This is a genomic window from Pseudomonas sp. CROZ-RG-20F-R04-15 (genome assembly GCF_022662375.1).
Classification (GTDB): Bacteria; Pseudomonadota; Gammaproteobacteria; order Pseudomonadales; family Pseudomonadaceae; genus Aquipseudomonas.
Genome location: NZ_JAKNQL010000001.1, coordinates 52,490 through 70,020, shown reverse-complemented (window position 1 = coordinate 70,020; position 17,531 = coordinate 52,490). Strand labels below are relative to the sequence as shown.

General features: G+C 55.9%; 16 protein-coding genes and 1 pseudogene. 6 read left to right on the top strand and 11 right to left on the bottom strand.

Annotated features, from left to right (window positions below):
* Positions 1-177: 177 nt before the first annotated feature.
* A complete protein-coding gene (locus L8H52_RS00280) occupies positions 178-1,002 on the top strand; it encodes a hypothetical protein (RefSeq protein ID WP_242205426.1) in 825 nt (274 codons plus the stop codon).
* 317 nt (positions 1,003-1,319) lie between these two features.
* On the opposite strand, the gene L8H52_RS00275 is transcribed toward L8H52_RS00280, so the two are convergent.
* The 4 genes from L8H52_RS00275 to L8H52_RS00260 form a co-directional block, all read right to left on the bottom strand.
* Positions 1,320-2,432, bottom strand: a complete 1,113-nt coding sequence (locus tag L8H52_RS00275) for a hypothetical protein (protein ID WP_242205427.1) — start codon at positions 2,430-2,432, stop codon at positions 1,320-1,322.
* The gene (locus L8H52_RS00270; protein ID WP_242205429.1) at positions 2,401-3,483 is read right to left on the bottom strand and encodes a hypothetical protein; all 1,083 of its coding nucleotides are present in this window, start codon (positions 3,481-3,483) and stop codon (positions 2,401-2,403) included. The genes L8H52_RS00275 and L8H52_RS00270 overlap by 32 nt, the downstream gene beginning before the upstream one ends.
* On the bottom strand, positions 3,480-4,634 hold the full coding sequence (locus L8H52_RS00265; RefSeq protein WP_242205431.1) for a caspase family protein: 1,155 nt from the start codon (positions 4,632-4,634) through the stop codon (positions 3,480-3,482). The genes L8H52_RS00270 and L8H52_RS00265 overlap by 4 nt, the downstream gene beginning before the upstream one ends.
* A gap of 800 nt (positions 4,635-5,434) precedes the next feature.
* Positions 5,435-6,475 carry a DMT family transporter gene (locus tag L8H52_RS00260; protein ID WP_242205433.1) on the bottom strand — a complete coding sequence of 347 codons (1,041 nt, stop codon included), beginning with the start codon at positions 6,473-6,475 and terminating at the stop codon, positions 5,435-5,437.
* Between the two features lie 143 nt (positions 6,476-6,618).
* On the opposite strand from L8H52_RS00260, the gene L8H52_RS00255 reads away from it, so the two are divergent.
* From L8H52_RS00255 to L8H52_RS00240, 4 genes are all read left to right on the top strand, one after another.
* Positions 6,619-8,025, top strand: coding sequence for a DUF2252 domain-containing protein (locus L8H52_RS00255; protein ID WP_242205435.1), 1,407 nt, complete (start codon positions 6,619-6,621; stop codon positions 8,023-8,025).
* Between the two features lie 176 nt (positions 8,026-8,201).
* Positions 8,202-8,573 (top strand): hypothetical protein, encoded by a 372-nt coding sequence (locus L8H52_RS00250; RefSeq protein WP_242205437.1) that lies wholly within the window; start codon positions 8,202-8,204, stop codon positions 8,571-8,573.
* Between the two features lie 260 nt (positions 8,574-8,833).
* On the top strand, positions 8,834-9,421 hold the full coding sequence (gene rimJ / locus L8H52_RS00245; protein WP_242205440.1) for a ribosomal protein S5-alanine N-acetyltransferase: 588 nt from the start codon (positions 8,834-8,836) through the stop codon (positions 9,419-9,421).
* A gap of 30 nt (positions 9,422-9,451) precedes the next feature.
* Positions 9,452-10,930 (top strand): glycosyltransferase family 39 protein, encoded by a 1,479-nt coding sequence (locus tag L8H52_RS00240; RefSeq protein ID WP_242205442.1) that lies wholly within the window; start codon positions 9,452-9,454, stop codon positions 10,928-10,930.
* 67 nt (positions 10,931-10,997) lie between these two features.
* Here L8H52_RS00240 and L8H52_RS00235 read toward each other — a convergent pair whose 3' ends face one another.
* Positions 10,998-11,819 carry a phosphatase PAP2 family protein gene (locus L8H52_RS00235; RefSeq protein ID WP_242205444.1) on the bottom strand — a complete coding sequence of 274 codons (822 nt, stop codon included), beginning with the start codon at positions 11,817-11,819 and terminating at the stop codon, positions 10,998-11,000.
* Positions 11,816-12,487, bottom strand: a complete 672-nt coding sequence (locus tag L8H52_RS00230; protein WP_242205446.1) for a histidine phosphatase family protein — start codon at positions 12,485-12,487, stop codon at positions 11,816-11,818. The genes L8H52_RS00235 and L8H52_RS00230 overlap by 4 nt, the downstream gene beginning before the upstream one ends.
* Positions 12,488-12,740: 253 nt before the next feature.
* Here L8H52_RS00230 and L8H52_RS00225 point away from each other — a divergent pair, with 253 nt between their 5' ends.
* Entirely contained in the window at positions 12,741-14,660 is a 1,920-nt protein-coding gene (locus L8H52_RS00225; protein ID WP_242205448.1) for a methyl-accepting chemotaxis protein, read from the top strand.
* Positions 14,661-14,807: 147 nt separating this feature from the next.
* Here the strand turns inward: L8H52_RS00225 and L8H52_RS00220 are convergent, their stop codons facing one another.
* The 5 genes and pseudogenes from L8H52_RS00220 to L8H52_RS00200 form a co-directional block, all read right to left on the bottom strand.
* Positions 14,808-15,239 (bottom strand): transcriptional regulator, encoded by a 432-nt coding sequence (locus L8H52_RS00220; protein WP_242205450.1) that lies wholly within the window; start codon positions 15,237-15,239, stop codon positions 14,808-14,810.
* A 42-nt stretch (positions 15,240-15,281) separates the two neighbouring features.
* On the bottom strand, positions 15,282-15,701 hold the full coding sequence (locus L8H52_RS00215; RefSeq protein ID WP_034154392.1) for a type II toxin-antitoxin system VapC family toxin: 420 nt from the start codon (positions 15,699-15,701) through the stop codon (positions 15,282-15,284).
* Positions 15,698-15,943 (bottom strand): plasmid stabilization protein, encoded by a 246-nt coding sequence (locus tag L8H52_RS00210; protein WP_034154589.1) that lies wholly within the window; start codon positions 15,941-15,943, stop codon positions 15,698-15,700. The genes L8H52_RS00215 and L8H52_RS00210 overlap by 4 nt, the downstream gene beginning before the upstream one ends.
* 89 nt (positions 15,944-16,032) lie before the next feature.
* Positions 16,033-17,406 carry a DUF1329 domain-containing protein gene (locus L8H52_RS00205; RefSeq protein WP_242205452.1) on the bottom strand — a complete coding sequence of 458 codons (1,374 nt, stop codon included), beginning with the start codon at positions 17,404-17,406 and terminating at the stop codon, positions 16,033-16,035.
* 20 nt (positions 17,407-17,426) lie between these two features.
* A pseudogene (locus L8H52_RS00200) lies at positions 17,427-17,519 on the bottom strand (DUF4381 domain-containing protein); the annotation flags it as partial.
* Positions 17,520-17,531: the final 12 nt, after the last annotated feature.

The window sequence follows — 17,531 nt, the reverse complement described above, 5'->3', positions numbered from 1 at the left end:
GACCGCACTGGTGTTTTCGATAAGTCACAGTCCAACTGTGACTTACCGCTTCTACTTACGGTGATTAATTAGTCAAAAATTCTTCACCGCGATGAAGGTAAGATTTTTAAGTAAGCTACTTGTGACATTTTTTTAGAGCGCTGTACAATTGGAAAAAACATAGAGAAGGATTTCAGAATGACTGCCAAAAAAACAATTTATCTTGATTATAATATTTTCGAAAGCTATCGAGCGAATGACGTAGAAGGCCTTAGGGCAGTGGTGGATGCCCTGAAAGATGAGCACGTGCTTCCTTACAGTCCCGCACATATGGAAGATTTGGCCTCCTCCCTGGCGTGGCAAGAGTTTGGGGAGGATGAAATCAAGGCAGTCCTAGAGCGGTGTGAGAGCAGGCTACAGAATGTCATCGATATCTCAAAAATGGTTGAAGTATTCCCTGGCCAAGGGCATAAGCCGACCCGAATGATCGAGGAACATCCAGGAGCCTGTCTGGTTCGGGTCCTAGATCATTTCGACAGGAATAGACTTCTCGAAGTTCGGGAGCGCGAATTGCTTAAGCAGATTAAGGCAACCGATGCAGAAGGAGCGCGCGCCACAAGAATGTCCAACCTTCCTGTGGATTTTTTATCGGATCCCGAATATGCCTTACAGCTACAGAAAAAATTTGAAGCCAGTCGTGAACTAATGAATAACAAGCGTGAGGCTGGCTTGACGGACTTGAAGTGGCCCAGTATTTCCCGATCACATGCGGTGTTGGAGCATGTGTTTGAGATACTCATGAACTACCTTGAGGAGGTACGTTTCAGGCCAGAAAAGGTAAAAAACTCACGCACGCGAATGCATGATGTTACGCATGCGATTTATGCCACCAAAGCAGATGTTTTTGTCACTGGAGATGACCGGTTTTGCCATAAGGCACGTGTGGCCTACCAATATCTGGGGGTGCCTACCGAGGTTTTGTCTTTGGAAGTGTTTATTAAGCGTTACGGCAGCTCGTTGTAACTAATCGAGTTTATCCTGAAAGCGGCGCTTTACGATTCTCAAGATGGTGAAGCGCCGTTCATAGTTCGATAAAATGCTTGCGGGAACAACGAAGCACAAAGACGCGAACGGGAGCGAGAGGAGAGATTACTACAAGAGCAGTGGAGCTAATTCATCGCGCCTGAAAACTTCAATCAAGGCTGCTAGAGGACGCGGTCGACTGGAATGGGCGCAACGGTTGCATACGCTCATCAATGATGAATAACGTCGCGACTCCAACACAACACTCTCGCATCAACATCAAATATTTACACTGCATGCAATCGTTCTGGATCGACTTATTGCGTAACTAATATTGATCCGCCTTGAAATTTTAAGCTTAGGCCGTCCTCTGCATTACCGTACGTTGTGCAATAGTCGAATTTTTGACGCCAGTCGTCGCTATCCCATTTCTCATTGAATTCGCTACGAACGTTAAACCCTACAGTTGCCGGGCGATGCTTGCTATGAATAAGTATACGAGCCACCGCTTCGTCGTCGGGGTGCTGAAAGCGCGAACCATCGGTCGAGATAAGCCAGAATCGACAATTAACACTTTCGATTAGAGCCTTGCATAGATTCCGTCGACTGCCGTGGTGTGGAACCTTGAAGGCAGTTAGTTCAAGAGGTTGGTCCGGGGAAATCAATTGGACTGATTCTTTTAAGTCTGTTGAAAATGCGTCCCCAGCTAATAATATCCGTGTATCTTGATATTCCAGTAAAAGGGCAATACTGCTAGCGTTGGCGGGGCTGTTATCTCTTGCCAGTTGTTGCTCGGCGAGATCTGCAAGCGCCGCCTTGTTTTCTAGTGTCCGATGAGAGCTAGTTCCCATTCGCTCCAGCCCCTCGCTTGCGGTGCTTTGCTGTGTTTTCTTAAGTGCAGCCTCAACCTCTTTGCGCCATACAGACTTCAACTCACTGAGTCTTTTGGCTGTTGGACCTAGAACCGTCAATCGCATACCACCTTCAAAATCTCGATATGGTAAAGGCAGTTTATTTTCACAACATACCGCCTCTCCTGCGAATTGCTTGTTCCAGTTTTGCTTATCCAGCCAACGGCTCAAGCGTTCGCCTTGGACTGCTCCCATGGACTCAAATTCACCTTGGGGTTTGAGTCCATCTAGATGTGCAAACCCGTTGAACCAAAAATCTTTCGCTGTAAAGCCTGGGAGTAGCTCTGCATCTACCAGACAAGACAGCAAACCACCAATGTGATCGCGGTCAATATGAGTGACAACGATCAGTTCGAATGCTCGTTGATCTTCTGGCAGAGCGCTGATGCGCTCTCGCAACTCCGTCCCCGTTTCCTGGGTGCCCATATCGATCAGCATCTGGTAAGGGACGTCAGCGCTCCCCCAACGCACCCAAATGGCATCGCCCTCACGCGCGGGCAGAAGTTGCAGCGTTAGCATCGTGGTCCTCCTGCAATCGGTCGCATAGGTACGTCGAGCGCCAGTCGACAAATGGCGCTCGGTTGCTTAGACGAGATAAGGCTTCGCTGCGAGCCTTACTGTCACTTTCTTCCGGCCAGTAGCGCAACAAATCAAGTAATAGTGAAAACGTTTCTGTAAATAGAATTCGTTGTTCGCTTGCCTGACAGGCTAGTTGCAGCGCCTTTTCACGCTGCCCAGGAAGTCGCACCAATTGGGAGGCCAGTAATATTTTTCCATCAGGTAGCCAACCAAAACGCTTAACTAACGAATGGAGAAGACCTAGCTTGTCATTAAGCCGATCTGCCTTGTAAAGGATCAGCGCGGCCAGAGCAGCACCGGTTGGATCGACAAATTTTGATAGCAAGGTTTCCAGCGCCTTGTTGGCGAGCCGTGTGGCCGATTCAAACTGACCTGCTTCAACCATTCTCTCCATTGCTGAGGCAATGCTACGAGACTGCGAGATTTTGATTTGCACTGGTCCGAAAGACGGCTCGGACCGGCGGGTAACATGACAAGTTACCGAAAAACGGTGATCGCCCGCGCTGATAGGAAGGCTCGCTTGCACAGTGCTTCCTACCCTGTTAATAGTGACCACAGGCACCTGTTCCATTATTTGCGAGTGACGGAGGATCCAATGGCTCTCGACTTCATAGACAGTTACGTCGGAACTGATATCGACAATCTCCATGTCCGTTTTCACGGTTTTAAGTTGCTGCAATTCGCTTATGGAACGGAAGTCTATGTCATTCTTTGAAGCCAAAGGCTCAAACGGTAGATTAGGTTCGAGCTTGATACGATTCGGATATTTACCGTTCACCTCTGCAACTTTGTTAGTTCGCTTCCCGTCTTCCAAAACGGCACTGATTTCGTAAAGCCCATACGGTAGATCGAAGCTTCGCTGAGTGGTTGCAGGTTGGATCAAAATCAAATCACTGTCGCGGATTTCAACGCGAACTCCTTCACCGCGGTAATAAAGTTTTGAGTCAACTTCTATCTGTAATACACCTATCCTTTCTCCTTCAGCAGTCATAACGGAAGCTCCTTTTCATTGATAGGAGGTTGAAGATTCAAGCAATCCTCATCAATGCCTGGTGGCGAGAGCGTCGTTACTTCGATTGCATAGAGTCCGGCGCGCACTGTAGCTGTAAGTGGCCAGTTTGAATAACCCTTATACAGCGTTGAGCCACGGTGTTTGAGGTTGGCAGTATAATTAGAGTTGTTGTGGCCTAATCGTATAGAGATGGTCAAGTTAACATCAGGGGGGGTAAGACATTCGTGTAGCACTGCGTTTGTCATTTTGCCGGTGCACTCAACCTCCTGAGTCTTTTCTCCTACATTGGCCAAAGCCTGTACTGCGTCCGGTAAGTATTCGAGTAAGGTGTTAACCGATACGCGCCAAGGTGAGTTGCGCTCCCCCTCAGATCGAGCCGCATGGCCCTCTTTGAGGCCTTTCAAAAGTGCATCGCAGAAAAGCGTCAGTCCATTGGTTTTTGCAAAGGCACCTTGACCAGGTGATGCGGAGAGGAACAAGGGGGAAGACTTGGCTGAGCCAGTTCGGGTTACATCACCACCCTTCACGCCTCCAAGAACTCCATATTTTTCAAGTTCTTCGGGCAGGTCACGACATACATCGACAAACCAAAATTGAGTCTGGGCAACATCACTCTCTTGATTCATCGCATCATGCATCCATCTCATATCGACGGCGCCAGTGTATGTTTCATAGCGATGCATTGGGTCAGCAAAATCGTTCAATAACAATACAGCGCCATTTTTGCTGAACTGCACGCCGTGTCCGACAACATAGACAATAGCAACGTTTTCTTCGTGGCTTCCGGCGGCATCTCTAAAATGAGTAAACATGGCGTCTACGTTTTTTCGAGTGGCTTGCCAATTGCCCTTGAGAAGAGCTTGGATGCTTGGCTCGATGGTTTCATTTGGCGAGGGCGATAACAATACGCGCAGACTACGCAAGGGAAGATCAGGGCGGTTGTAGCCGTTCATCAACCACGCGGCAAATTCGGATGCAGAGCGGGCAGCTGCTGAGAGCTGGCCGATACGAAACGCGCGGCCTTGATCGCTGCAGTTTGCACCGCCGCTCAGAAACTCGTAAGCACTCACCCCTATTACCAACGCGTGGGTCCCGGGCAGGCTTAAATTTTCAGGTATCAATGATGTCATGCTGGCAGCGGACTCCTTGCATTATGCCGCGCAAAAGGTTGCAGCATAGCAACAAGCCACTATTGGTGGAGAAATTACGTGTAACACAGCTTCGACTAGCTGATCGGTTGGCTCTTTTTAGGATTTGGAGCGTAAATTTCTTTGATCTGTTTCGGCTTGCTGCCACGGATTTTCGCGCGTCCTAACGTTATTCGCGAATCAAGATCTCCACCTACCAAAGCTCTTTTCCGAGGTGTGGAATCGCCCAGTCTTTATATAGGCACGCTCGAATGGCTGCTTTTTGGCTTTCTTTTGAAAACAATCGGACGTGGTTTCCACGGCAGAAAAGTACACGTCTGAAATTGAAGTCCATACTTTGGCAGAGGCTTTTAGCTCCGATTTCACTTAGCAGTGCGCAGAAATGCCGTTTTCATGGTTCAATTTTCGCGCAGCTCGGGCCAACCGACTTTTTCAACAGAATCGGCCGTTTTCTGCCTGTCACCCCCTTTAGCTTCTTATCGAACACAGCCTGTATCCCGAGAGTTGTAAGAAGATCACCGCTCATTATGGGTGCTAAGCAAGATTGTCGAATCAATCAAAAAGACGGGCCATGGCATTTCTATCTCGTGAGGTATTCCAATTGGTATTCCAATCAAAATACAAAACGAATATTATTAATAATAATCAATAGCATAACTGATCAATTCAAATTACCCCGGCCCACCAACTCTCAACGACAAAGCCCGCCAAGTGCGGGCTTTGTCGCATCTGGCCATCCCATCCAGTCCCTACCGCCAAAAACCAATCCCTCCCCACACACCTCAATGCTCATGCCGATGATGCACATCCGGAAAATGCGCATGCCGGTGACGCATCGGCGTATGCACATGCGAATGACTGTGCGGCTCCGTTCCATCCCATTCAAACCCGTGCGTATGCTGGTGATGCTCGTCGTGTGTGTGGCGATGATCATGCTCGAGCCGTTCGTGCTGATGCTCATGAATATGGTTCTCCATCAGGTGAATCCATACCCCCACGGCCATTAACGCTGCGGCGAGCAGGAACATCAGCGATACCGACTCGCCCAGCAGCAGAATCGAGATAGCTGCGCCCAGAAACGGCGCGGTGGAAAAGTACGCGCCGGTGCGTGCACTGCCCAGCCCGCGCAGGGCGAGGACGAACATCACCAGGCTGACGCCGTAGCCGAGAAACCCGACCAGCAGGATCGGCACCAGCGAGTCGGCTGCGGGCAGTTGTTTGCCGATGAACAAGGCCAGGCCGCAGTTGACTAGCCCTGCCACAAGACCTTTGCTGCCCGCGATAAACAGTGCATCCGAGGCAGAGACCTTACGCGTCAGGTTGTTATCGATGGCCCAGCAAAAGCAGGCGAAGGCGACGGCCAGCGGGCCTGTCCAGTCCTGCGCCGACACGGCTTCTTGAGGCCAGGACAACACGACGCCGCCGGCCACGATGGCGAGCATGCCGATCACGATTCGCCGATCGGCATTTTCCTTGAACACTAGCCACGCCAGCAGGGCCGTGAGCACTGATTCCAGATTGAGCATCAGTGACGCGCTCGCGCCGGATGTTCGGGTCAAACCGAACATCAATGCCACCGGCGCCAGCACACCGCCGAAGCCGATGGCACCGATCAGCCACGGCCATTCGCCGGTGCCGAGTCCCGAACGTTGCCAGCCTCGATCGCGGGCAACACGCAGCACGGTCAAACCCAGCCCGCTGCCCAGATAGAGCAACCCGGCCAACAGAATCGGTGAAATCTGTACGCCCAGCAGCTTGGCGAGTGGCGTACTGGCGCCAAACAACGCTGCCGCAACCAACGCGTAGAGCACGCTCACATTCATGACGGGATCACTCGCTCGGGCTGATGGAATACCGGCAATGATCATGGCAAAACTCAGAGTTCACGTCACCCGACTCAAGCCAGCGGATAAACCCCGGAAGCGCTTCTACACTCACAGCGCCCCTTCCGCCACACCGAGCCCCCATGACCTCTCTAAAAGACCGCATGCAACAAGGCAAAGACGCCCGCAAGAAATGCTCGCGCAGCGCTCAGGCGGCCACCGGCAAGATGAACCGCGACCCGATTCCGTTGATCAAGGCCTCCAGCCAGGGCCGCGTCGCGTCGCTGGTCGAACTGCGTTACGGGCGCATGCTGGTGTCGCCGTTCACGTTCTTTCGCGGCAATGCCTTGTTGCAGGCACACGATTTGTCGGGCACGGCGAACATGGGCCTGAACTTGCCCATCTGCGGTGACTGCCACCTGATGAATTTCGGCGGGTTCGCCACGCCTGAGCGCAATCTGCTGTTCAGCGTCAACGATTTCGACGAAGCGCATCCCGGACCGTGGGAGTGGGATCTCAAGCGTCTCGCGGCGAGTTTCGTGGTGGCTGCCCGCGACTTGCGCCACGGCGAGTCGATCGAGGAACAGGTGTGCCGTGAAATGGTCGGCGCCTATCAGACGACGCTGCTGGAATGCGCCGAACAGAGTTCGCTGGAAAACTGGTACGAGTCCATCAGCTATAACGATCTGCTTGCGCAGGCGCGCAAAAGTACCCTCGAACATGTGGAGCGCGCCATCGAAAAGGCTGAGCGACGCACCCACGCTGAGCTGCTGCCAAAAATCAGTGAGCGCGATGCCAGTGGTGGTCTGATTATTCGCGATGACCTGCCGGAAATTTTCCACCTGCACAAAAACACGACGTTGCTGGACGCCGACGATGACTGGTTGCGGTTGTCGGACTGGCGCCCGCTCTACGACGCGTTCATGCGTGATTATCGAAACACTCTGCAACCTGACCGTCGCGAGTTGCTTTCACGGTTTCATGTCCAGGACCTGGCCTTCAAAGTGGTCGGCGTCGGCAGTGTCGGCACGCGCTGCCTGGTGGCGCTGTTGACCGACGATCAGGAATTTCCGTTGTTTCTGCAGTTCAAGGAAGCACGACGTTCGGTGCTCGCCGATTACGTCAAAGTCAAATCGCGCACGCGCCACGAAGGCCAACGTGTGGTCGAGGGGCAGCGGTTGATGCAGGCCGCCAGCGATCTGTTTCTCGGCTGGACCACCGGTCCCAACGGTCGGCACTTCTATGTGCGGCAACTGCGCGATATGAAAATCTCCGCTGAGCTTGAGACCTTCGACGCCGAAACCTTCGCCGCCTATGGACGAGTGTGCGGCCGAGCCCTCGCCCGGGCACATGCCAAGGCATCCGGCCTCGCGGCGCAAATCAGCGGTTACATTGGCAAAGGCGATGCGCTGGCCGATGCGCTGCTGAAGTACGCGCAAAGTTACACCGCACAAAACGAACGCGACTTCGAGCGCTTCCAGATGGCTTGTCGCAAGGGCCGTTTGCGCGCCCGGTCAGAGGCTGATTTTGCCGCTGACCATATGCCTTGAGTGGGGCCGGCTCCTCCTTCCCACACCGAACGTCCTAGGAAATTTCCCGCAACACGCGTCGACTTTGGTGAACTGGTGGACAGTTCCTCAGGACGTTACCCTCCACGACCACTGCCAACCAGCGGACGGTTTGGCAGCCGCAACTGCAGTGAATGTTCACTCCACGGAGCTACGTCATGAAAAAGACCCCACAACTTTCGCTGGTTGGCTCGGCACCTTCCGACGCGCCAGCGACCAGCACCCAACCTCAGTCGAACACCACCGCACGCGCCGAGGCGACCCGTCGCCGGCGTAATGTTCCACTCAATCAGCTCATCAGGGTGCGCGACGATGTCGACACACTGACCCTGCTCACCCACGCCAGCGAGATCCTCGACTCCCTCGTCGCCATCAGCGCAAACCTTGCCGATGAGTTCGATGGCTCCAAACGCCATGTGGCGGTGGCAATGAAGCAACTGAGCGCACTGGCCGAGATCCTGGTCTGCCGGGCGCGGGACAATCTTGACCCGCAGGGACCGCAAACCTGCGGGCCTGAAACCCGCCATTGACGGGTGAAACTGTACGAGTCGCCCCGTCGCTCGGGTAAGCGTCGGCCAACGCCGAGCCGCCCATCGAGATGAATTTTTCTTCACTGCAGCTACGCGGCCAAGCCTTGTACAGTCCGCTCGCTCATTCAAGAAACTACGGTTCGCCCGCGCTCCTGCGGGCTTTTTTTTGCCTCGGATTTGCCGCGTCAGCCTGTGAGGGCTTGCTCTCCAACAGGTGAGTGCGCCAACCTGCCGGAAGATTTCCCACTCCGGAGCGCCCGATGCCGCTGTTGACCCTGCCCTGCCAACGCCTGACGCTCGCGATACTGGCTCCGGAACAAGCCGACCTTGAAAGCCAGTTCTATCAACGCAACCAGCGTCACCTCGCGCCATGGTCGCCTATCCGCACCACCGAGTATTTTTCCACCGAGCAGATTCGCCGACGCCTTGAAATACAGGCCAGCGCATTCGAGGCCGGGCTGGCCATGCACTTCGCGCTGCTGACCCCGTATGGCCAGCAAATGATCGGCGCCTGCAACTTCAGCGGCATTATTCGCGGGGCCTTTCAGGCGTGTTATCTGGGTTATCACATTGATGAAGCCCAACAGGGACAGGGCTTGATGCACGAAGCGCTGGAGGCTGGCATCGACTATATGTTCGAGTCCCAGAATCTGCACCGGATCATGGCCAACTACATTCCCGGCAACGAACGCAGCGCTCGCTTGCTTGAGCGCCTGGGTTTCGAACGTGAGGGTTACGCCAAGGCGTATCTGAACATTGCCGGACGCTGGCAGGACCACGTGCTGACGGCGCTGGTCAATTCAAGGTTCGAGACACCGGAAAAGCGCTGGTCGAAACCTTTGGCGTGAGTTTCACAATTCGTTAAGGATTGCCGTCGTATGCTCAGGCCTCCCGCCCCTTCCGGTTGCCTGAACCCTATGTCGCGTGCCGTCACTTCGCTGTTTCTGCTTGCCGCCCTGCTGTTTTTCTTCGCGCTGGGTAACCACCAATTGCAAGGCTCCACTGAGGCTCGCGTCGCCGGCATCGCGATGGAGATGCATCTGGACGACGACTGGGTGACGCCACGCCTGTTCGGCGAACCGTTTCTGGAAAAACCACCACTGAGCCTGTGGCTGGACGCTGGCGCGATGCGCGTGTTCGGCGTTTCACCGTGGGCCGTGCGACTGGCGTCGGCGGTGGCCGGGCTGCTCAGTGTGATGCTGCTGTACGGCATGTTGCGCCGCTTTGAACGACCGAAAATGATTGCCTGGACGGCGGGCGTTCTGCTCGCGACCATGGCCAGTTACTGGAGCAATGTGCGCGGCGTCGGTGAAGATGCATTGCTCGCCCTCGGCGTGACCACGGCACTACTGGCCTTTTTCCAGGCGCAACGAGCATCGACTCTCGGCAACTCGTTGTTGTTTGTCGTCGGGATCGCCATCGCTACATTGAGCAAAGGTGTGCTGGGGCTGGCCATGCCGGGGGTAGTGATTTTTGCCTATCTGCTGGCTGACAACCTGATGGACAAGCGCCTTAAAATCACCGATTGGCTGCGGCCGGGCTTACTAACCCTGATCGGCTTGATTCCGCTGCTGATCTGGCTCGTCATCCTCTTTCAGCACGGCGGCGCGCAGGCCGTCAAAGAGGTGCTGTTGACCAACAGTGTCGGGCGCTTCAGCGGTTCGTTCGTCGAGGCCGGGCACTATGAACCGTTCTATTACTATCTCGCCAAGCTGCCGGAAGCCTTCCTGCCGTGGAATATTCTGGTGTACCTGGGGCTCTGGCATTTCCGCAAACAACTGAAGGCCAACCGCTACTTGCTGTTTTTCAGCCTGTGGATCGTAGCGCAGTTCGTGATGCTGACGTTGGCGTCGAGCAAGCGCACGGTGTACCTGATGTCGATGACGCCAGCCGCAGCGGTGATCGCAGCAGAATATGCAGGCGTGTTGTTCGAACGATTGAAGCAGTACGAATCCGCCAATCGATTCGTAGGCCGAATCGCCCGTCATCGTCAGACACTGGCAGTGGGTGTGCTCACGCTGGTAATCGGCAGTTACCTCGCCGCCGCGCAATGGGCACTGCCCCACGCCGACAAAAAGCTTTCGTTCCTGCCATTGAGCGCAGAAATTCAGACACTGCAGACCGCCGGGCATCAAGTCGCACTGTTTCAGGCCAATGAGCGGGTCGGTGGCGCGACGGTCTTCTATACCCAGCAAGTACTCAAAGGGCTGGATACCGAGGCGCAGTTGCGAGATTTCCTCACGGCCTCGCCCTCGCATGTCGTGGTGATGGCCGGCGACAGCGAGCCCACGCCACCACTGAAAGTGCTCAAAACCATGATGGTCGGGCGTCAGGCGTATTACTTCGTCGGCTATTGAGGCCTGCGCAGCCGCATAAAAAAAACCCGCCGATGATTGGCGGGTTTTTCATTTCATCCGAACGGGTTCAGAGAGAGACCTCAGGCTGAGCACTGAAAGCTTTCTGCTCACGCTTGCCCAGCACCGGCACATCCAGCCGCGCGCGTCCGTAGAAGGCCAACGCCGTCAGTAAACACGCCAGCCAGACGAAGACTCCGGCCCAGAACGTGTGGGACATGTAGTGCCAGCCCTGCAGAACACGAGTGGTGCCGTAAATGAACCCCAACAGCAGCGAGCCCCACAAGATTGCACTGGAAAAACGCCATTGATAGCGCCGCGCCACGAAATACAGCGCCAGCATGGTGAAGCCACCCGACGCATGACCACCCGGCCAGCACCGGCCACTACCGGCTTCGTGGAACAGTTGAAAGTTGCTGTACCACTCAATGTGGGCCATTTTTCCGCCGTACAGGGTGGTCTCGATCGGGCAGTAAACGCTGGTGTGGGATTTGAGGAAGTGGATCACCCCGGTGCAAACGGCAAACGCGACCACCACAAACAGAAAATCCCTACGATGATCAGCGGCAAAGCGCAGCACTGGCGCGACCTTACTGCGCTCCAGCATTACGCCGAGGCGCGGACGCTTCTGCGGATTGACCAATGGCCAGACCACCGACAGCAGCGCGCCGATCAGAGCGATTTCCGCCGTCCAGTTGGGAATGATCCGCGCCCATTTGTGGGTGAGCTTTTCAAAGAAGTGAATTTTGTCGAGAGGGAAGGACTGCGTCAGCGGATCGAACAGCAGGTTGCTGAAGGCGATGTCGATCTTGGTCATGTCGAACATCAGGAACACCAGCGCCGCGCAGGCTAGCGGAATGCCGAAGTTATAAACGTAGAAACGGGATTTCATCGGGTGGTCACCGTGCGCCAGTCGGAGGCTTCAATAAAGCCGAGCATCTTGGGAGCCGCCGGGCTGGCGGCGGAAACAAACAATGACGAGCCATAACCCATGTCCGAGGTCGGCACTTTGAGGTCTTTCTCGATTTGCGCCATGCATTCGCTGTGGGTCACCAGGACCAGATTGCGACCGGGAACCTTGTGGGCCAAGGCGTCCTGCAACATGCGGCCCCGGCAGTTGATCAACCAGTCGTCACCGCTGGCGGCATGGTTGAACATGTAACCGGCGGTCTGCACCGTGCGCATCGACGGGCTGTTATAGATGTCGGCGTTGTTCAGGCCCAGTTGCTCGAACTGCGCACCGACCGCCACCGCGACACTGCGCGAGCGATCAGTGATGCCGTCATTGCCACTCAGGCATGCCGCTCTGGAGTGATCGCAACGCTCGACGTGACGCACCAGCACGATCATGTCGCCCTTGGCCCACCCCGCCGCCAACGCTTGTGCACCCGCCGTATTGCCGTGGGCCAGATCCGGCACCGCCGCCGGCGCGAGCAACCACAGGGTCAAGGGGATTACCAATACCGATGCCGCCAACACCACCCAGGTGTTGCGAAAACGCGCCAAAAAGCTCAGATCGATCGAGCGTTTGACGCCGAACAGACTCAGTCTCAATTCCACAAAAACCGCCTCGCCACTGTGCATCACGGGTTCATTCGATGCGGCGAAGGTACAGAGGCGGGCGTGGGCGGCCAGTGAAACCCATGTGAAAAAAGTCTTGGGATCCGTTGTTACAAATTCCGTAGGACAAAATCCTTTCAGCTCTCGGATTTGCGGCCGATACAAACCTGCTAACACCCTTGCTGGCTCAAAAAAACAACAATCTTCCAGCCTAACCGACGACAAGAAACCCAACGTTTCTGGAGGATTTTTGATGAATAGCTGGTTCGGCAACATCAGCGTGAACATGAAACTGGGTCTGGGCTTCGGCCTGGTACTGGCCCTGACCTGCGTGCTGGCCCTGACGGGCTGGACCAGCCTCGGTGGCCTGATCGACCGCAGCAACTGGATGAGCGACATCACCCAGCTCAATGCCGGTTTGACCAAACTGCGCGTGGTGCGCCTGCAATACATGCTGACCAATGGCGATGAAACCGCCGCGCAGAACGTGCAGACCACCCTCGAAAGCTTCGCCGCGCAGCAACAGAAGCTGATCAACAGCTTCAAGAGCCCGGAAAACGTCAAACTGCTCAAGGAGCAGGCCGCGACCATCGCTGAATACCAGACATCGCTGAATAAAATGCGCAACGCCTATCGCACCGGCAACAGCGCCCGCGACAGCATGAGCGTGAGTGCCGAGACCGCGTACAACCAGATCGAATCGATCAGCAAACGCGTGCAGCAGATGGACATGAGCGAGCAGCGTTTCGAACAGTTCCAGGCGATCACCGCCGCCAAGGAAGCGTTCATCCTCGCGCGCTACGAAGTGCGCGGCTACACCGCCACCACCAACGCCGACACCGAGCAGAAAGCCGTCGGCCAACTGGATCTCGCGATCGCCAGCCTCAAGCAACTGAACGTGCATTTCGCCGATTCTCAGCAAGACGCCCTGCGTCAGCTGGAAACCGCACTGGTCAACTATCGCAGCGCGTTGATGGCCTATAAAAACGCCAATACCGACGCTGTGCAGGCCCGTAAGGAAATGACCGATCAAGGCACCGCGATCGTCAACACCAGCGAGCAGCTGTATCAGATTCAACTCGACCGCCGCGATGTCGAAAGCGCTCAGGCACGTACCTTCCAGTTGATCAGCACCCTGCTGGCATTGCTGGTCGGCGTAATTGCTGCGGTGATCATCACCCGTCAGATCACCCGTCCTCTGCAAGAAACCCTGGCTGTAGTCGAGCGCATCGCCAGCGGCGACCTGACCCAGAACGTCACCGTCACCCGCCGTGACGAACTTGGCGTACTGCAACAAGGCATCGCGCGCATGGGCGTGACTCTGCGCGACTTGATCAGCGGCATCCGCGACGGCGTCACCCAGATCGCCAGCGCTGCCGAAGAACTCTCGGCCGTGACCGAGCAGACCAGCGCCGGTGTGAACAGTCAGAAAGTCGAGACCGATCAGGTCGCCACCGCGATGCACGAGATGACCGCCACCGTGCAGGAAGTCGCGCGCAACGCCGAAGAAGCTTCGCAAGCGGCCGCCGCCGCTGACGGCGAAGCCCGTGAAGGCGACAAAGTCGTAAACGAAGCCATCGCCCAGATCGAACGTCTGGCCAGCGAAGTGGTGCGCTCGACCGAAGCCATGAGCGTGCTGCAACAGGAAAGCGACAAGATCGGCAGCGTCATGGACGTGATCAAGGCTGTGGCTGAACAGACCAACCTGCTGGCGCTCAACGCCGCGATCGAAGCCGCCCGTGCCGGTGAAGCCGGTCGTGGGTTTGCCGTGGTTGCCGACGAAGTGCGTGGTCTGGCTCAGCGCACGCAGAAATCCACCGAAGAAATCGAAGGCCTGGTCGCCGGTCTGCAGAACGGCACCCAGCAAGTCTCGGCCGTGATGAGCAACAGCCGCGCCCTGACCGACAGCAGCGTCGCCCTGACGCGCAAGGCTGGCGCATCGCTGGAAAACATCACCCGCACGGTGTCGAACATCCAGTCGATGAACCAGCAGATCGCTGCTGCTGCCGAACAGCAGAGCGCCGTGGCTGAAGAGATCAGCCGCAGCATCATCAACGTGCGCGACGTGTCCGAACAGACCGCCGCAGCGAGTGATGAGACGGCAGCGTCGAGTGTTGAACTGGCACGCCTGGGTGGTCAGTTGCAGCAGATGGTCAGCCACTTCCGCGTTTGATCCTGGTTCAGCGCTGAAGCTACAACCGCATCGCGAGCAGGCTCACTCCTACAGGGGGATTGGCGTCGCCCACATAATCTGTGATCGACGCGTTACCCGTAGGAGTGAGCCTGCTCGCGATTGCGTCCGACCCATCACCGCTTCACGTCAAACCACACCGTGCATAAAAAACTCGACCGGCACTTTAAAGAACTCGGCGAATCCCTTTATCTGTGCAACGGTCATTTTTCGCTTGTTATTCAATATCTCTGAAACAGCACTCTGAGTTGCGATCTCAGACAAGTCTTTCTGTTTGACGCCTCTTTCCGACAGCAGAAACGCCAGCGCTTCAGATTGGGACGAATAAGCAATCAACACCGTTTCACTTTCGTACTCATAAACCCGATCAGCCACAAACTCCGCAAATCGTGCCGCAGCATCATCCTCGGTGCTTGCGTGGGAATAAAGCTCATCAATCAGGGCCATTCGCACTTGGAAGTCATCGTCGTTTTTTATCGGGTTCGCTAGACCGTCAAGAACGGGAAAATCATCAACCAGGAAGGAGTCCAGCCTGCTGGCTTCAACCTTTTTACGCTTCATGCGACCACCTTTTTCTTATGATTCCGTTAATTATGAAGTGACTCAGCTCTGCCAAGGATTAATCACCTCGACACCACTGAACTGAAAATCCTTCACGTTACGGGTGGCTATGGGAACACCATGAGTTCGGCAGATAGCAGCAATTTGCGCATCAGCCATCGAAGCCGCGCGGCCCTTTGACTCGCACTCAGCGACCAACGTTGCGTATTCGACAGCGGCATGAGCATCGAACGGAAAAATGCGCCCGGCGAAATCCTCTTCGAACATCGCCATGGCATGAGCCTCAAGTTTCTGTTTGCGCTTACCGGAAGGCAGCCGTGCGATGCCGTGGAGTATTTCTGCCACGGTCACGGCACTCACAGCCAGTTCCATCGCAGGCTGTGCATCAACCCAGGCGAGCACTCGGGTCTCAGGCTCGATTCGCATGAACTCTGATAGAACGTTGGTATCAAGCACTATCATTCAGAGAAATCCACCGCAGTGGCTTTCTCTGAACGCTCCGGCAAATCGAGGTCTATTCCGCCGACAGCACTGAATCTGTTGCGGATTCGGCTGCCGAGACCACCGGCACGATCAACCGTCGTCAGAGCCCTGCCTAAAATGAGTCGAGCTTCTTCCTCCATGGAATGCCCATTGTGAGCCGCGGTGATGCGCAGCTGTTCCTTGAGCTTTTCATCAAGGTTTCGAATTGTAATGCTGGCCACGACGCCCCCTGCAATCAATGAAATCACTGATTGCAGGCTAGCACATCTTCAACTATCAAAACTCGGCGACTTTACGAACGGTATCCAGCTTAACGAGTACCCCGCTGCCGCAACGCCGACGGCATGAAGTACGCATCCTCCGGCACCGGCTGCGCGAAATCCACCGTCTCCGCCTCTTCGTTATCAAGGTTCTGCACGTAGTAACGGCGCGCCTGCAAATCGTGGAAAACATCCAGCGCACTCCACGTCGTCGGCAGGTCGTAGAAGTTTTTCAGGTAGGCCATCGACACGCGCCACAACTCCCCTCGCCCATCGTACTGATCGACCAGTGCCGCGCCCCAGCTGTCTTCATCGAGAAACAGCACGCGTTTGGAGTAGATGTGCCGCGAGCCCGGTTTCAGGTTGCCTTCCACCACCCACACGCGGTGCAGTTCGTAGCGGGTGTATTGCGGGTTGAGGTGGCCGGGGGTGAGCAGTTGCGCGTATTTCACGTCGGGGCTGCCGACTTTGTAGTTGTTGTAGGGGATGTAGATTTCCTGTTTGCCCTTGAGCTTCCAGTCGTAGCGATCCGGCGAACCGTTGAACAGGTCGGTGTCGTCGGCGGTACGCAGGCCATCGGAGGAGGCGATCGGCGTGTCGTAGGCGAGGTTGGGTGCGCGGCGCACGCGGCGTTGGCCGGCGTCGTAGATCCAGGCCTGGCGCGCATCCTTGAGTTGGTCGAGGGTTTCGTGCACGAGGGCGGCGCCACCGGCCAGTCGCGCCGGGCTTTTCACGAAGGCGAGGTAGTAGAACAGGATGTTTTTCAGATCGGCGAACTGGCCGTTCGGGCGGTAATAGTTGAACAGGGCTTCCTGCTGCGACGTCACCAGCGCGAAGCTGCCGTTGCGCTGGACCGGCGCTTCGGAAGCGCGGCGCACGACGTAGATGCCGCGATAGCGGGTGATGTGGTTCCACAGCACTTCAACGCCGTCCTTGGGCACCGGGAATGGCACGCCGCCGTAGGCATCGGAGAAACCGCTGCCGCCTTCGAGCAGCTTGGCCGAGGTGGCGTTTTTCAGGGTGTTGTCGTACAGCCATTGCGGCGCTGAACCGGAGCGGCGGGACGGGTAGATCGGCATCTGGAAGGTGTCGGGATAGCTGTTGAACAGCGCGATCTGGCCGGGGCTGAGGTGGGCTTTGTATTGGTCGAGATTGGCTTTGGTGATGGTGAACAGCGGTTTGTCTGCGGCAAAAGGATCTGGGTGATGCTGACCCGGTTTGTAACCGGCCGGGGCTTGAGTGATGCCGCCGGTCCAGGCGGGAATCGTGCCGGCGGCATTGCCCGCGCGCTCGGCGCCCATGGGGGTCAGGGTGGTTTTCAGTTGTTCGGCTTGTTGTGGGGTGATGGCGGCCAGAGCGGTGCCGGCGGCCAAGCCTAAAACAAGCCCTAGCGAAGCCTTGGTCAATCTTGACGTGTGAACCATGATCTTCTCCAAAATACAGAAACCTGTGGGAGCGAGCTTGCTCGCGAAAGCGGTGTATCAGGCGATACCTGTGTTGAATGTGCTGGCCTCTTCGCGAGCAGGCTCGCTCCCACAGGGGCTGTGTT

Bases quoted from the DNA above. Each gene is read 5' to 3' on its own strand.
- L8H52_RS00235 (WP_242205444.1), bottom strand. From the start codon at position 11,819: ATGAAATCCCGTTTCTACGTTTATAACTTCGGCATTCCGCTAGCCTGC.
- L8H52_RS00215 (WP_034154392.1), bottom strand. From the start codon at position 15,701: ATGATAGTGCTTGATACCAACGTTCTATCAGAGTTCATGCGAATCGAG.
- L8H52_RS00255 (WP_242205435.1), top strand. From the start codon at position 6,619: ATGACCTCTCTAAAAGACCGCATGCAACAAGGCAAAGACGCCCGCAAG.
- L8H52_RS00270 (WP_242205429.1), bottom strand. From the start codon at position 3,483: ATGACTGCTGAAGGAGAAAGGATAGGTGTATTACAGATAGAAGTTGAC.
- L8H52_RS00265 (WP_242205431.1), bottom strand. From the start codon at position 4,634: ATGACATCATTGATACCTGAAAATTTAAGCCTGCCCGGGACCCACGCG.
- L8H52_RS00260 (WP_242205433.1), bottom strand. From the start codon at position 6,475: ATGAATGTGAGCGTGCTCTACGCGTTGGTTGCGGCAGCGTTGTTTGGC.
- L8H52_RS00205 (WP_242205452.1), bottom strand. From the start codon at position 17,406: ATGGTTCACACGTCAAGATTGACCAAGGCTTCGCTAGGGCTTGTTTTA.
- L8H52_RS00240 (WP_242205442.1), top strand. From the start codon at position 9,452: ATGCTCAGGCCTCCCGCCCCTTCCGGTTGCCTGAACCCTATGTCGCGT.
- L8H52_RS00225 (WP_242205448.1), top strand. From the start codon at position 12,741: ATGAATAGCTGGTTCGGCAACATCAGCGTGAACATGAAACTGGGTCTG.
- L8H52_RS00280 (WP_242205426.1), top strand. From the start codon at position 178: ATGACTGCCAAAAAAACAATTTATCTTGATTATAATATTTTCGAAAGC.
- rimJ (WP_242205440.1), top strand. From the start codon at position 8,834: ATGCCGCTGTTGACCCTGCCCTGCCAACGCCTGACGCTCGCGATACTG.
- L8H52_RS00250 (WP_242205437.1), top strand. From the start codon at position 8,202: ATGAAAAAGACCCCACAACTTTCGCTGGTTGGCTCGGCACCTTCCGAC.
- L8H52_RS00220 (WP_242205450.1), bottom strand. From the start codon at position 15,239: ATGAAGCGTAAAAAGGTTGAAGCCAGCAGGCTGGACTCCTTCCTGGTT.
- L8H52_RS00275 (WP_242205427.1), bottom strand. From the start codon at position 2,432: ATGCTAACGCTGCAACTTCTGCCCGCGCGTGAGGGCGATGCCATTTGG.